This window comes from Micromonospora sp. FIMYZ51 (assembly GCF_038246755.1).
Classification (GTDB): Bacteria; Actinomycetota; Actinomycetes; order Mycobacteriales; family Micromonosporaceae; genus Micromonospora.
The window spans coordinates 2,968,368-2,982,741 of sequence record NZ_CP134706.1; the positions used below are offsets into that span (position 1 = coordinate 2,968,368).

General features: G+C 68.6%; 11 protein-coding genes. 5 read left to right on the plus strand and 6 right to left on the minus strand.

Translation table 11 applies throughout. The features are described 5' to 3' along the window. Positions 1–80: 80 nt before the first annotated feature. Positions 81–1,397 carry an AarF/ABC1/UbiB kinase family protein gene (locus QQG74_RS13825; RefSeq protein WP_341720681.1) on the minus strand — a complete coding sequence of 439 codons (1,317 nt, stop codon included), beginning with the start codon at positions 1,395–1,397 and terminating at the stop codon, positions 81–83. Between the two features lie 616 nt (positions 1,398–2,013). Here QQG74_RS13825 and QQG74_RS13830 point away from each other — a divergent pair. Next, positions 2,014–4,797: an AAA family ATPase gene (locus QQG74_RS13830; protein ID WP_341720682.1), complete on the plus strand. Its 2,784-nt coding sequence runs from the start codon at positions 2,014–2,016 to the stop codon at positions 4,795–4,797. Between the two features lie 93 nt (positions 4,798–4,890). On the opposite strand, the gene QQG74_RS13835 is transcribed toward QQG74_RS13830, so the two are convergent. Further along, positions 4,891–5,718 (minus strand): helix-turn-helix transcriptional regulator, encoded by an 828-nt coding sequence (locus QQG74_RS13835; RefSeq protein WP_341720683.1) that lies wholly within the window; start codon positions 5,716–5,718, stop codon positions 4,891–4,893. A 293-nt stretch (positions 5,719–6,011) separates the two neighbouring features. Here QQG74_RS13835 and QQG74_RS13840 point away from each other — a divergent pair, with 293 nt between their 5' ends. Beyond that, positions 6,012–6,404, plus strand: coding sequence for an SCO5389 family protein (locus QQG74_RS13840; RefSeq protein WP_341720684.1), 393 nt, complete (start codon positions 6,012–6,014; stop codon positions 6,402–6,404). 182 nt (positions 6,405–6,586) lie between these two features. Next, positions 6,587–7,564 carry an ATP-binding protein gene (locus QQG74_RS13845; protein WP_341720685.1) on the plus strand — a complete coding sequence of 326 codons (978 nt, stop codon included), beginning with the start codon at positions 6,587–6,589 and terminating at the stop codon, positions 7,562–7,564. A gap of 41 nt (positions 7,565–7,605) precedes the next feature. On the opposite strand, the gene QQG74_RS13850 is transcribed toward QQG74_RS13845, so the two are convergent. Both QQG74_RS13850 and QQG74_RS13855 read right to left on the minus strand, forming a co-directional pair. Beyond that, complete coding sequence (locus QQG74_RS13850; RefSeq protein ID WP_341720686.1) at positions 7,606–8,232, minus strand: histidine phosphatase family protein; 627 nt, start codon at positions 8,230–8,232, stop codon at positions 7,606–7,608. A 103-nt stretch (positions 8,233–8,335) separates the two neighbouring features. Further along, complete coding sequence (locus QQG74_RS13855; RefSeq protein ID WP_341720687.1) at positions 8,336–8,824, minus strand: YcxB family protein; 489 nt, start codon at positions 8,822–8,824, stop codon at positions 8,336–8,338. 116 nt (positions 8,825–8,940) lie between these two features. Between QQG74_RS13855 and QQG74_RS13860 the strand changes: the two genes are divergently transcribed. After that, positions 8,941–9,561, plus strand: a complete 621-nt coding sequence (locus QQG74_RS13860) for a GyrI-like domain-containing protein (RefSeq protein WP_341720688.1) — start codon at positions 8,941–8,943, stop codon at positions 9,559–9,561. Positions 9,562–9,629: 68 nt separating this feature from the next. Here the strand turns inward: QQG74_RS13860 and QQG74_RS13865 are convergent, their stop codons facing one another. After that, a complete protein-coding gene (locus QQG74_RS13865) occupies positions 9,630–11,348 on the minus strand; it encodes a cellulose binding domain-containing protein (protein WP_341720689.1) in 1,719 nt (572 codons plus the stop codon). Positions 11,349–11,621: 273 nt separating this feature from the next. Between QQG74_RS13865 and QQG74_RS13870 the strand changes: the two genes are divergently transcribed. Next, positions 11,622–13,034: a non-reducing end alpha-L-arabinofuranosidase family hydrolase gene (locus QQG74_RS13870; protein WP_341720690.1), complete on the plus strand. Its 1,413-nt coding sequence runs from the start codon at positions 11,622–11,624 to the stop codon at positions 13,032–13,034. Positions 13,035–13,169: 135 nt separating this feature from the next. Here the strand turns inward: QQG74_RS13870 and QQG74_RS13875 are convergent, their stop codons facing one another. Further along, on the minus strand, positions 13,170–14,282 hold the full coding sequence (locus tag QQG74_RS13875) for a DUF2332 domain-containing protein (RefSeq protein WP_341720691.1): 1,113 nt from the start codon (positions 14,280–14,282) through the stop codon (positions 13,170–13,172). Positions 14,283–14,374: the final 92 nt, after the last annotated feature.

Sequence of the window (14,374 nt, forward strand, 5' to 3'; positions counted from 1 at the left end):
CGGTGTTCGGGCTGCGCCCGCACGTCTGAAGGTCGGGCCGGCAAGCGTCCAAAGCTTCAGCCTTTCTGAGGGCCCACCCCTTAGCCGACCGGGGCGAAGCCCGGCAGCCACCGGTGGACGATCGCCTGGAACGGTGCCCGTGCCTCGAGTTGGCACAGCACCCCCATGGAGCCGCCCATCACCCGGTGCACGAACAGGTACGAGGTGGGCAGGGTGAGTTTCGCCCCCGGTGCCTTGCGGTCCGACATGTGCGCGGCCGAGGTGCGCATCCAATCGCGGGTGAACTTGAACTCTGCCACCGAGAACGGCTCGATCATCGGCAGCAGGAAGGCCAGTAGCGCCGGGGCTTCGACGTCGCGATTCTTCTTGAAGAAGCCCTCGTCGCGCAGGCCGGCACGGACGGTTTCGGCGTCACCGTCGAGCGCCGCCCGGATGAGCCGGCCGATCGGCTTCGGCAGCCCGCCCGGCATCTGGGCGGCGGCACCGAAATCGAGTACGCACAGGCGCCCGTCCGGCATCATGCGGAAGTTGCCCGGGTGCGGATCGGCATGCAGCAGCCCGGCCCGGGTCGGCGCGGAGAAATGGAACAGGGCCAGCAGCCGACCAGCCTCGTCACGTTCCTGCTGGCTGCCGGAGGCGATGACCTTCGACAGCGGCGTGCCCTCGGCCCACTCGGTGACGAGCATGGCGGGAGTGCTGGCGAGGACGCGCGGTACGTAGATCTCCGGGTCACCCGCGTAGGCCTCGGCGAAGCGGCGCTGGTTCTCGGCCTCGCCGGTGTAGTCCAACTCCTCCAGGATGCGCTCACGCATCTCCGCGATGAGTGCCTTGACGTTCGTCGACGGCTGGAGCGTCTTGAGCATGCTGCCGAGGCGGGCGACCTGCTTGAGATCGGAGTCCAGCGCCTCGGCGGTGCCGGGGTACTGCACCTTGACGGCGGCCGGAACAGTGCTGCCGTCCGGCAGCCGCCACCGCGCCTTGTGGACCTGGCCGATGCTGGCCGCCGCCGCGGCCACGTCGTCGAACTCGGCGAACCGGTCGCGCCACCGCGGTCCCAGTTGATCGGCGAGCACCGCGTGTACCTCGGCGGGCGGCATGCGCGGCGCGTCCTCCTGCAACTTGACCAGGGACTCGGCGTAGGCGGCGGCGGTCTCGTCGGGCATGACGGCCTGGAAGATCGATAGCGCCTGGCCGAGCTTCATCGCACCGCCCTTGAGTTCTCCCAGGACTTGGAAGATCTGCTCGGCGGTGCGGGCGTGAATCTCGGCGGTGACCTCGGCGGACGATCGGCCTGCGACGCGTTTGCCGAGGCCGACGGCCTGACGTCCGGCGAAGCCGAGTGGCAGGGACGCGATCCTGGCGGCTCGCGAGGAGGCTCGGCGGGGAATCTCAGTCACTCGTTCATCGTGGCCGGGCCACCGTTACCACACAGCCCCTGATCGCGCGGGCCGGACCCCTATCCCGGCGCTCGCGGTTCGGGGATCTTGGCGTGGTCAGCAGCCTGCTCCACCGGGGTCCAGGTAGCGGCTGACGGTCTTTAGCGGCCGTCCGCGAGCAGTTCGCCAACAGGGGTCGCTCGTCGGCGACCTGCCGCGTAGTCACGCCGAGTCATCAAGGCAGCAAATTGGTGCTGATGGATTCCGTAATGGTCCGGTGCCACGGGTGCCGACGGCAAGAGCGCAACTACTGAAAAGTGTCTGTGAATCTAGGCGGCGTTAACGGACCCGCAATTCATAGGTGTCGTGCTCGCAATCTCACCCCCGGCGGACCCGGGCCGCCGACGGCATCGCGGGATGCGCAGATTGAGGCTTTTGTTGGGAAAAGTCCCTTGCTGGCGGTGGTGACGCCGTCGCGCTCGGTGCGGGCGAACGGCTGTTGCCTGTGGCGATAGTGCTGGTACATTGGCCATCGGCAGTGGATTGAGGGCCTCGTGTTCACCGATGTGCCGGTCGTGCGCGCAGGCGCTCATCAGATGTTCGGAGCTGCCGACGGGGATTTCGGGGAGGCAACCTAATGGCGCTAGTCGGACGTGCGAATGAACTGTCGAAGCTAGCGAGAATGTTTGCCGACAGTCAACAAAAAAGGGGACGTGTCGCGCTAATATCGGGACCGGTTGCCACCGGAAAAACGGCGTTGTTGCGCGCCTTTTCCGAGTCGGCGGTTCGGGACGGCGCCGTCTTCGTCGGTGCGGTCTGCTCCCGCGTCGAACGGGCGGTGCCCCTCGGCGTCGTCGCGCAGTTCGCGCAGAACTCGTCACTGCCGACCGAGTTCCGAGAACGAATGTCGGCACTGCTGGACCGAGAGCCGTTCGGCGGCTCGCCAGCCATCGATGCGCAGGCGGCGGCGGCCGAACGGCTGCGGATGGCGCAGGGCCTGTGCGCCCTGTTGCTGGAGCTCAGTGAAAGCCGACCCGTGCTGATCGGCGTGGATGACGTCCAATTCGCCGATGCCCCGTCGGTATTCTGTATCCAGTACCTCATCCGTCGGCTCACCTCGGCGCGGGTGCTCGTCGTGTTCACCGAGTCCGAGGAGGCCCAGCGCCTCCAGCCGCTCTTTCGAGCGGAGCTGTTGCGCGAGCAACACTGCGAACGGCTGCACCTCTCGCTGCTGCCCAGGGCGAGCATCGAGGAGTTCCTCAGCAACCGGCTGGATCGCGCAGCCGCCCGCCGGCTGGCGCCGCACTACGACGCCATCACCGGTGGCAATCCCCTGCTGCTTACCGCGGTACTGGAGGATTCCGCCGCCCGCCCCGACCGGGTCGTCGCCGGCAGCTGCTTCGGGCAGGCGGTGATGACCTGCCTGTACCGCGGCGGGCACATGCTGTTGGCCGCGCGGGGTATCGCGGTGCTGGGCGAGAACGCCACGCCGGCACGGGTGGGTGAGTTGCTCGGGATCGACGCCGTCCTGACCGCACAGACAATGCGCAACCTGGAGCAGACCGGTCTGATCGAGGCGGGCCGGTTCCGACACGACGCGACGGCAAGCGTGCTGTTGAACGAGTTGACGCTGCACGAGCGTGATCGCCTGCACCGCCGGGCCGCCAGGCTACTGCACCACAATGGCGCGCCGGCCCTGTCCGTGGCTCGGCACATCCTTGCCGCCGACCAGAACAGCGACCCCTGGATGCTGCCCGTACTGATGGAGGCGGCGCAGCAGGCGCTGCTGAGTGACGACGTGCAGCTGGCCACCCAATGCCTGCGGCTGGCCGCGTGCAACTGTGGCGACGACGAGCAGCGGGCGCAGATCACGGCGAGGCTTGCCCAGGTCGAGTGGCGGGTGAATCCTTCGGCCGCCACCCGTCACCTGACGCCGCTGACCGACGCGTTCCGCCGGGGACGTCTCGGCGGTTTCGGGACATCGGCGCTGATCCGCATGTTGCTGTGGCACGGCCGGACCCGAGAGGCGGCCCGTACGCTGGAGCTGGCCGGTGCGACCGTCAGCGATCCCGACGCCGAGGCGGCGGCGGAGATGCACATCACCCGGCAATGGCTGCGTTCGGTGTATCCACCGCTGCTGGCGCACGTCGGTGAAGAGCCGAGCCAGGAGGAGGTGACGCCCTGGGGCGGCGGGATTTCAATCATCTCCTACCAGTGCATGCAGGCGGTCAGCCTCTTCACCCAGGTCGTGACCCGGGGCGGCGACGACGAGGCCGTGCGGGAGGCCGAGCGGATCTTGCAGCGTACGCGGCTCGACGACAAGACGACCGAGCCGATCGAGGCGGCTCTGCTCGCCCTGACCTACGCCGACCGCCCAGATCTTGCGGCGCTGTGGTGCGAGCCACTGCTGAAAGAGGCCGCGGCTCGCGGCGCGCTGACCTGGCAGGCCAAGCTCACCGCCATCTCCGCCGAGACGGCCCTGCGGCTGGGTGATCTGACCGCGGCCGAGCGTCTGGCACGTGCTGCCCTGACGCACCTGCCGCCCAGCGGCTGGGGGGTGGCGATCGGCTCGCCGTTGTCCACCCTGATCCTCGCCACGACGGCCATGGGCAAGTACGACGCGGCGGTCGAGCTGCTCAAGGAACCGGTCCCGGAGGCGATGTTCCAAACCCGGTTCGGGCTGATGTACCTGCACGCACGCGGTCACCACTACCTCGCCTCCGACCGCGCCTACGCGGCCCTCGCCGACTTCCTCACCTGCGGCGAGCACATGCGCGCGTGGTCGCTGGACGCCCCGTCCCATGTGCCGTGGCGCAGCGACGCGGCCAGCGCCTACCTGCGACTGGGGCAGTCCCAGCAGGCCCGCAAACTCGTCAAGGAACAGCTGTCACGGCTGGGGTCGCGCCGGACCCGGACCAAGGGCATCTCCCTGCGACTGCTGGCGGCCACCGAGGAGCGGCAGCACCGGCCGGGGCTGCTGCGGCAGGCGATCGACCTCCTGCAAGACAGCGGCGACCGCTTCGAACTCGCCCGCGCCGTGGCGGAACTCAACGGGGCGCACTGCGAGCTCGGCGAGCCGGGCAAGGCCCGCACGATGGTGCAGCACGCGCTGCGGCTGGCCAAGGAGTGCTCCGCCGAGCCACTGCGCCGCACACTCGTCGCGCATGCACCGACGGTGGAGCCGGAGGTCACCGAGGCCGCGCAGTCCGCGCACGCGGGGCTGTTCGCGCTCAGCGACGCCGAGCGTCGGGTCGCGGCCCTGGCCTCCAGCGGTTACACCAACCGCGAGATTTCCAGCGAGCTCTACATCACGGTGAGCACGGTGGAGCAGCATCTGACGCGCGTTTACAAGAAGCTGAGCGTGCGTAGCCGTGCCGACCTGCCGGCCGAGCTCAACCTGAACATGGCGAAGACGGCGTAACCGCTTCGGCGGCGTGGCCACGTGATCCATCGCCGCGCAGCCGCGACCGCCGACCACGAAACCACACGCCGCGCCAGCGAGCCAGGCGTGGCCTCACCGGAGCCATCTGCTGGCAGCGAGCGTGCCCAGCAACCGCAGGGCCTCGGCGCTGCGGCTGTGCGGTTGTGCGCGGTACACGAGCAACTGCTGGCCGGGGGCGTCCCGCACGTCGAATGCGTGGTAGGACAGCGTCAGCTCGCCTACGGCACGGTGCCGGAACGTCTTTGCTTCGTGTGTCTTGCCCTGCACGTCGTGCCGTCCCCACCGGCGGCGGAATTCCGGGCTTGCCGTGCTGAGTTCTTCGACCAGTTCCCGCGCCTGCCGGTCGTGCGGATCATGACCGAGGGCCAGACGCAGGTTGGCCACGCACGCCTCGGCGGCGCGTCGCCAGTCGGCGAAGAACATCGCGCCGGCCGGATCCAGGAAGGTCATCCGGACGAGATTGTCCGCCTCGGCGAAGTCTGCGTAGAACGCGTCGGCCAGGGCGTTGCGGGCCAGCAGGTTGAGCCGCCGATCGAGGACGAAGGCGGGCGTGTCCGGCCAGGCGTCGAGCAGGTCCCGCAGGCTCTGCCCGACCTGAGGGTGGGCGGGTGTCGACGCGCCGCCGGATGGTAGTCCGGCGAGCCGGAAGAGGTGGTCTCGGGCGTCCGGTCCGAGGTCGAGGGCGCGGGCGACGGCGGCCAGCACCGACGTCGACGGGCTGCGCTCCCGGCCCTGCTCCAACCGGGTGTAGTAGTCGACGCTCACCCCGGCGAGCACCGCGACCTCCTCGCGTCGCAGCCCCGCGACGCGCCGGGTGCCACTGGAGACGAGACCGACATCGTCGGGCGTCAACCGGGCACGTCGAGCGGTGAGGAACGCCCCGAGCGCAGTGGTCGGCATGCCACCAACGGTAGCCGTGCGGGCGGTGGCCAGGCAGGGTGCGGCGCACCCTGGTTGCGCCCGGCCCGCTGGCCGGGCTCGCCGCCCCCGATGCCGGCATCACCCACGTTGCTGGACTTCTCGCACCACTCCCGTACGGCGGTGGCCACGACATGACCTCGGCGGGGCGGCTTCGTGCTCCGCCCGACCGGCCTCGCTGGTGTCTTTCCGTGTGCGGGGGATTGACGGAAGGTCACGGTCATGATGTGCTCGGGCGGTAATGAAAGTGACAACCGTGATCGTTAAGGAGAAGCATGTCGCTCACCGTGCCGCCTGACCTGTTGCGGGCCGCCGAGTCCGGGCCCGTCGACGACGAGGAGTTCGTGGCCTGCGTACGTGAGTCGCTGCCGTACGCCTGGCAGACCGTCAGCCGGGTGGCGTCGGACCTGGCCGCCTCCGACGCGGAGTTCGCCGACAACGTGGTGCCGCCGCCCAGTGAGGCGGAGCGGGGCCAGTTGTTGCGGGCGTTGGCCAGCGACGCCATCCGGTCCAGTCTGGAACGGCACTTCGGCATCAGGCTCGCCTTCCAGAACTGTCACCGGGTCGCGGCGTTCCGACCGTCGGCGGTCGACTCCGACAGCTACCGCGAGTTCGTCTCCCTTCGTGGGCAGTTGCTCAACCAGTCGCCTGAGCTGCGCGACTGCTGACCCGGTCGAGGCCCGGCGGGCGGGAGGGGCAGGCGTGCCCCGCTGCTCCTGGCTGCCGGGTGCAACCGGTCGGTTCTGGGCGCCCGGTGCAATCGGCGGGTTCGGTGTGCCGGGCTCGATCGAGGCGGCTACCATGCCCACATGGAAACGATTTTCGTTAGCATCAACGTGAGGTGGTCGGGGTGAAGGTCGCGTTCGTCGGCAAGGGGGGCAGTGGGAAGACCACCCTCACCGCGCTCTATGCCCGTCATCTCGCCACCGCGGCCCGGCCGGTGCTGGCCATCGACGCCGACATCAACCAGCACCTGGCGGTCGCTCTCGGTGGGCCGCTGCACGCCGGCACCACGATGCGACCGCTCGGCGTGCACCTGACGGCGATCAAGGAGTATCTGCGCGGGGACAACCCACGGATCGGCTCCACCGCCGAGATGGTGAAGACCACTCCGCCCGGATCAGGTTCCCGCCTGCTGCGGGTGGCCGAGGAGAACCCGATCTACGCGGACTGCGTCGGCACCATCGGTGCGGTGCGGATGGCGGCGACCGGCGAGTTCAGCGCCGAGGATCTGGGTGTGTCCTGCTACCACTCCAAGGTCGGCGCGGTGGAACTGCTGCTCAACCACATGCTCGACGGGCCCGGCGAGTACGTGGTGGTGGACATGACCGCCGGCGCCGACTCGTTCGCTTCCGGGCTGTTCACCCGCTTCGATCACACCTTCCTGGTCTGCGAGCCGACCGTCCGCGGAGTCAGCGTCTACCAGCAGTACGCCGGTTACGCCCGCGACTACGGGGTGGCCCTGTCCGTGATCGGCAACAAGGTCGAGGACGGCGTGGACGTGAAGTTCCTACGCGAGCACGTCGGCGACGATCTGTTGACCTGGATGAGCCGCTCGGCGTACGTGCGTCGGGCGGAACGAGGCACGGTCGGGCCGCTCGACGAGCTGGAGCCGGAGAACCGTGCGGCCCTGGGCCGGCTGGCCGAGGTCGTCGACGACACCGTCCAGGACTGGGCGGCCTTCACCCGCTGGGCGCACGAGTTCCACAGGCGTAACGCCGCCGCCTGGGCCAACGAACGCACCGGCGTCGACCTCACCGCGCAGATCGATCCGGATTTCCGGATGGGGCCAGCAGCCGTCGACGTCACGCCGACGGCCACTGCCTGAGCAACCGACGTGCAGCTGCCGGAATCCGGACCAGCGGGCGATCAGGCCAGGTGGTCGACGTCGTTGAGGTGGACGATCCAGCGGTTGTGGAAGTAGTCGTCCTCGCGCAGCTGGGTGATGCCCCCGGCGGAGAAGCGGATGCCCACCAGGCCCGCCGCGTCGAGGGGCATGCCGATCCAGGCCGCGATGAGGAAGGTGGCTGTGCCTCCGTGGGTCACCACGACCTGATGTTCCACCCTCGACCGCAGGATGCGGTCCAGCGCCGCGTAGGCGCGCACGGCCAGTTCCCATTTCGTCTCAGCACCAGGTACGCCCTCGTCATGGCGCATCCGTTCACCCACGGCGGGCGGCGGTACGAACCGTTCGTCCAGCCACGCCTGCGGTCGTCCGCCTGCCTCGCCGTACGACTTCTCGCGCAGGTCGGCGTCGAGCAGCACGCCCACTCCGAGCCGCTTCCCGAGCACCTCGGCCGTCCGGCGGGCGCGTAGCAGGTCGGACGAGAACAGCTCGACGGTGGCGGTAGCCGGAAATCGGCCGGCCAGCGCCTCCGCGATCTGCCCGGCGTGCGCCGCGCCCCGGTCGGTGAGGTCGGCGTCGAACCATCCACCGACCAGCCCGTCGACGTGGTGCGTCGCCTCCGGATGCGTGACGACGTACAAGTTCCTCACTCGGGTAGACCCTAGCGGCGACGGACGCCGGTAGGGTCTCCGGCCTGGCCGCCCCGGATTGGCGCGACGACACCCCGGACAGCTGTCCGGCGGCGGAGGCGAATCAGATCAGCCCACGCTTGGCCATGAAGGCCCGCAACGTCTCGCCGTCCTCGGCGGACATCAACCGACGTGGGATCACCGTGGCCGGCATTCGGCCGACGTACACGATCCAGAACTCGGGGGTGTCCTTCACCTGGGCGACCCCGTCCCAGGCGATGCCGCCGGACTCCGAGCCGCTTCGCATCATGATGTTCTCGTCGGTGATCTCGTAGGCGCCTTCGACGGCGTAGCCGCTGGACCGGCGCCGGGCCCGCCACCGTACCCACGGCCCGTAGCACGCCGCCAGCAGGCCACCGAAGATCATCGCCAACCACAGCGGCGAGAGTTGCTCGCCCCACGCGGACCCGCGCGAGAGGGTGAAGGCGATCGCCCCGACGGCCGCCATGGCCACCCCGATATAGCCGTGCCGGCGTAGCCGGACACTGCTGAGCGCGGCGGCCACCCGGCCGGGGTAGGCGGGATCGGCGGGAACGTCAAAGCGGATGTGCACGCCGAAACGATAGTGCCCCCACCGGCGCCCGGCGCCGCCTGACGTCAGATCCTCGATCTACTATCTGCCCACCGAGTTGGAAAGGCAGTGGCTCGCCGGCCGAGCCCAGGTGCCCGATGACCGACAAGACGGACTTCAAGAAAACCCTCGACGCCTACCAGGCACAACGGGATCGGTTCCGGGTCGTGGACGTGCCGGACCTGCAATATCTCATGATCGACGGCCACGGTGACCCCAACTCCTCGCCCGCGTTCAGCCAGGCGATCACGGCGCTCTATCCGGTGGCGTACAAAATCAAGTTCGCCAGCAAGCGGGAGCTCGGCCGCGACTACGTGGTGCCGCCACTTGAAGGTCTGTGGTGGGCCGAGGACCTGACCGCCTTCACGGTGGCCCGGGACAAGTCGCGGTGGGACTGGACGCTGATGCTGATGGTCCCGGACTGGATCGACCCCGCCATGTTCGGCACCGCTGTCGAGCAGGCCGGGGCGAAGAACCCGCAAGCGCGCCTGGCGGACGTCCGCCTGGAGACCCTCGCCGAAGGGCGGTGTGTGCAGACGCTGCACGTCGGTTCCTTCGACGCCGAAGCAGCGGTGCTCGCGCAACTGCACCACGAGTTCATCCCCGCCCATGGGTTCCGCATGATCGGCAAGCACCACGAGATCTATCTCAGCGACTTCCGCCGGGTCGCACCCGAGAAGCAGCGAACCATTCTCCGGCAGCCGGTCACTACCGCCTAGCGACCGGGCGTGCGGGTGGCATCCCACCCGCACGCCGGTCATGGGGTGCTGCGCGTGCCGTGTGCTGGTCAGGGGGTGAGCACCACCGTGGAGATGCTGCGTGCGCCGACGTTGACGCTTACCTGTCCACCGTTCACGCTCACCGGCTGGCTGGCCGCGTTGACGCTCTGCGAGGTGAGGTAATGCTCCGCCCTGGTGATGTTCTGCGGCACCTGGATCACGGCATTGTTCACCGCGCTGGTCGAGCGGTTCAGGATCACCAGCGTGGTCTTTCCGCCACCGGAGTAGGCGGTCACCTCCAGCGGCGCGGCCTTGGTGCTCTTGGCCAGGGCGACGCGCTGGTAGCCGGGGCGGACGTACTTGGCGTACTGCGAGAAGGCGTACCCGCGCTTGAGCGGGGCCCCCGCCGTGGTGCCGAAGGCCGCCTCGCCATCGCCGATGAAGGAGTAGTAACGCTTGCCGTACCACCAGATGTAGGCGCTCCAGTTCGACTCCATCGACCTGTGCACGGTGCGCATGATGTCGTCGAGTGTCTCGTTCCAGACCGCCTGGTTACCCGGGTTGCCCCAGATGTTGGAACCGTTGCCGTCGGCCTCGTGCAGGTTCCACTCGGTCATCCAGACCGGCTTGTTGTGCTGCTCCGCCAGGGGGTACGACCGTAGCCGGCCGGAGGCCTCGGTGCCGTACAGGTGGCCACCGATGTAGCCGATGTTGTTGCGGGCGGTCGCGTCGTTGAGGGTCGGATCGGTGTAGGTGTAGTTCAGGTTCACCGCCTCGGCAACCATCAGCCTGGTGTTCTGCACCCGGGCACCGTGGTCGCGGACGAAGTTGCGCAGCTCGGTGCCGCTCCAGTCCATCGAGTCGTAGTCCGGGTGCCAGTCCGGCTCGTTCTGCACCGAGGTGACGTCGATCGTCACACCCTGGTTGCGCATGTACTGGACGTAGCTGTTCAGATGGTTGGCGTAGTCGTCGTAGTAGTCGGTGCGCAACTTGCCGCCGTTGGTGCGGCTGTTGTTCGTCTTCCAGGCGGCCGGCGCGGTCCACGGCGAGGCGAGGATCTTCACTCCGGATCCGGCGGACTTCGCCGTGCGCAGGGCGTTCACCTGGGTCGACCATTCACCGGAGACCGGCGAGATGCCGGTACGCACGATCGACAGGCCCAACTGGTTGGCGCCCAGCCCGACAAGCGTCTGGGTCTCGGCGGTCGACCAGGTGCCGCCCCAGATCGGGGTGGCGGCCCCGAATCCGTCGATCGTCTGGTACCTGGTGGCGGTGTTGACCGTGATGTCCGCCGGACCGGTGGGCGGCGGATTGGTCGGCCCGGTCGTCGGGCCGGTGGTCGGCTCGGCCGTCGGTGCCGTGCCGCCGGTGCAGGTCACCCCGTTGAGGGCGAAACTGGTCGGCGCGGGGTTGCTGCCGCTCCAGGAACCGTTGAAGCCGAACGAGGTCGAGCCGTTGGTCGGGATGCTGCCGTTGTAGCTGACGTTGCGGGCGGTGACCGCGGCACCGTTCTGCGTCAGCGTGGTGTTCCACGCCTCGGCGACTCGTTGTCCGGCACTGTAGGACCAGGTAAGCGTCCAACTCGTGACTGGATCGCCGAGATTGGTGATGGTGACGTTGGCGCCGAAGCCGCCCTGCCACTGTGACGACACCGCGTAGTTCACGGAGCAGCCGGCCGCTGCCGCGCCGGCCGGTAGCGCCACAGCGACCGCAGCCGATGCCAGGAGCATGGCGCCGGCCGAGATCCGGGCGGCATTGACGCTGAGTCTTTTCTTGACACGTCTCATCGCTGGTGTGCCCTTCGGTGGTGGTGTGGTTGACGAGTCGTGAGCGTTCACCTGGCAGCGGGTTTGTCGCGCGCGGCGTCGGTGTCGCGTGCGGTCTTCGCGACCGAGTAAGACCTGTTCCCCACCTCGGAGGCGATGCGGTGTAGCGACCAGGTTCAATCGATGGTTGAGGCTGTGGGAGCGCTCCCGTAATATACACGAAGCATCTGTTAACGCTAACCTAACAACGACAAGCGTCAATGCTCGATCATCATTCCGCCAGGAGGATGCGTTATGTCTAGATCTAGGCCAGCCAATGTCTTGCTGGCATCGGCCGGCGTCGCGCTGTTGGTGTCGACGGCGGCCGTCGTGGCGCTGCCGGCCAGTGCCGCGGCTGCCGGTTGCTCGGTGAACTATGCCGTGTCGTCGCAGTGGCAGGGCGGCTTCGGTGCCAACGTGTCGATCACGAACCTGGGTGATCCGCTTACCAGTTGGACGTTGACCTGGTCGTTCGGTGCCGGGCAGACCGTCACGCAGGCGTGGAACACGACGTTGACGCAGAGCGGTGCCGCGGTGACCGCCCGCAACGTCAGCTACAACGGCAGCATCCCGACCAACGGCTCGACCTCGTTCGGCTTCAACGGTTCCTGGACGAGCAGCAACCCGGTACCGACGAGTTTCGCCCTCAACGGTGTGACGTGCACCGGGGGCGTGGCACCGACAAGCGGCCCGACCTCCGCGCCGCCGACCAGCACCCCGCCGACCTCGACGCCCCCGACGACGCCGCCGCCGTCGGGTAACTGCAACCTGCCGTCGTCGTACCGGTGGTCCTCCACCGGCGCGTTGGCGCAGCCGCGGGCGGGTTGGGTGTCACTGAAGGACTTCACCCACGCCCCGTACAACGGTCAGCACCTGGTCTACGCCACCACCCACGACACCGGCACCAGCTGGGGCTCGATGAACTTCGGCCTGTTCTCCAACTGGAACCAGATGGGCTCGGCCAGCCAGAACGCCATGCCGTTCTCCGCCGTGGCACCCAGCCTGTTCTACTTCGCCCCCCGCAACATCTGGGTCCTGGCCTACCAGTGGGGCGGACCCGCCTTCTCCTACCGCACCTCCACCAACCCGACCAACGTCAACAGCTGGTCAGCAGCACAAACCCTGTTCACCGGCAGCATCTCCAACTCCGGCACCGGCCCGATCGACCAGGCACTCATCGGCGACGACCAGAACATGTACCTCTTCTTCGCCGGCGACAACGGACGCATCTACCGCGCCAGCATGCCCATCGGCAACTTCCCCGGCAGCTTCGGCTCCAACTACACCACCATCATGACCGACACCACGAACAACCTGTTCGAAGGAGTCCAGGTCTACAAACTCCAAGGCCAAAACCGCTACCTCATGATCGTCGAAGCCATCGGCTCCCAAGGCCGCTACTTCCGCTCCTTCACCGCCACCAGCCTCGGCGGCACCTGGACCCCCCAGGCCGCCACCGAAAGCAACCCCTTCGCCGGCAAAGCCAACAGCGGCGCCACCTGGACCAACGACATCAGCCACGGCGAACTCATCCGCACCAACGCCGACCAAACCATGACCATCGACCCCTGCAACCTCCAACTGCTCTACCAAGGCCGCTCCCCCAACTCCGGCGGCGACTACGGCCTCCTGCCCTACCGCCCCGGACTACTCACCCTCCAACGCTGAACCACTGACGCGGGCGGGCTCGGTCGCAGACCGAGCCCGCCCGTGGCCATGCCGGCAGGGGATCGCCGGCCGGGAAGACGTACGCCGAGCCTTGCTGGCCCGGACTGCGGGTCGCGGGCCGGCCGAACGAGCCGGCTAGGAGTCGGCCAGCCACGCCATGATGCGGCCCCGCGACCAGCACCGGCCAATGGCCTCGGCACGAGCGGAGGACCTGTCGAACCCCGCCAGGCCGACGATGCTGTGGCCCGACGCAGGGCGGTCACCAAGGGTCGGGATCGTCGGCGCGACTCCGACCCCTTCCACCGACACCCACGCCACCGGCCGCCCGGCCGCAGTCTCCTGGATGCCGTGCCGCAAGCGTCGGCGACGCTCGGGCGAGAGGCGCGACAGCGCCCACGTCGTCATGACGACCGGCAGGGCGGCTGCGGGCACCCGGGCGACGGCGTCGGGCAGCAGCTCCACCGGGTCACCTCGCAGCAGCAGGGGAGGGGCAGCTGCCGCCAGCGCCAACTCCGCTTCGAGCCGTGCCATCGGCTCCCGCTGGTCCGGCCCGAGACCGGCGCGCAACCAGCGGGCGTCATCCGCGTCCGTCACGTCGATCGGGTCGGGGTCGACAACCAGCCGGGTGCGTACCTCGGGTATCGGACGGGACGGGACGGGCCGGTCGCCGAGCAGCGAACACGACCGCTGCACCGCCGAGGCCGGGTCGCCAAGCGATTGTCCGTTGCCGTACGTGATGCCTACGCGATCAACGTTGAGGTTGAGACCGGCCGCACGACCCACGTCGATCAGCCCGACCGCGTCCATGCCTACCCGTCGGGCCGCCTCGGCGATGGCCGGGTACAACACGGCGTACCGTCCGGTCTCGTCGGTAGGCGTCCGCCGCCGCGCGGCGATCGCCACCACCGAGTCGGTCATTCGCAACAGCGTCCCGATCGCGGCCTCAGCGGCAGCGTCGCCGTCCGCGGCGGAATCGGCTGCGGCAGAATAGGCCGCGGCAAGCGCCGAGGCACGTCCGGCGAGGGCGAGGTCGTGCAGCGCGGCGAGGATCATCGCAGGATGCCGCTTGCGCGCCGGTACCGTCTCGATGGCGCGCAGCGCCTCGTCGGACTCGCTGAGGGCGACGGCGACGCGCTTGTGCAGCGGAGACGTCTCGGCGGTGTCGACCTCACCAAACCGCCGGTACGCCTGCGCGAGGGACCGCCCCCTACCTGCGGATACGGCGCTTACTGCTGTCGATCTACGCATTCTGCACATTCTACTTCGCTGGTTTGGTGCGCTGATCGGCAAACGTACTGATTGGACGAGCCGCCACCGCTCACCTTGACAGGAGCTCCTGA

Excerpts from the sequence above, each read along its gene's own strand:
- QQG74_RS13840 (WP_341720684.1), top strand. The coding sequence starts at position 6,012 with ATGTCGCTCACCGTGCCGCCTGACCTGTTGCGGGCCGCCGAGTCCGGG.
- QQG74_RS13835 (WP_341720683.1), bottom strand. The coding sequence starts at position 5,718 with ATGCCGACCACTGCGCTCGGGGCGTTCCTCACCGCTCGACGTGCCCGG.
- QQG74_RS13875 (WP_341720691.1), bottom strand. The coding sequence starts at position 14,282 with ATGCGTAGATCGACAGCAGTAAGCGCCGTATCCGCAGGTAGGGGGCGG.
- QQG74_RS13830 (WP_341720682.1), top strand. The coding sequence starts at position 2,014 with ATGGCGCTAGTCGGACGTGCGAATGAACTGTCGAAGCTAGCGAGAATG.
- QQG74_RS13865 (WP_341720689.1), bottom strand. The coding sequence starts at position 11,348 with ATGAGACGTGTCAAGAAAAGACTCAGCGTCAATGCCGCCCGGATCTCG.
- QQG74_RS13870 (WP_341720690.1), top strand. The coding sequence starts at position 11,622 with ATGTCTAGATCTAGGCCAGCCAATGTCTTGCTGGCATCGGCCGGCGTC.
- QQG74_RS13860 (WP_341720688.1), top strand. The coding sequence starts at position 8,941 with ATGACCGACAAGACGGACTTCAAGAAAACCCTCGACGCCTACCAGGCA.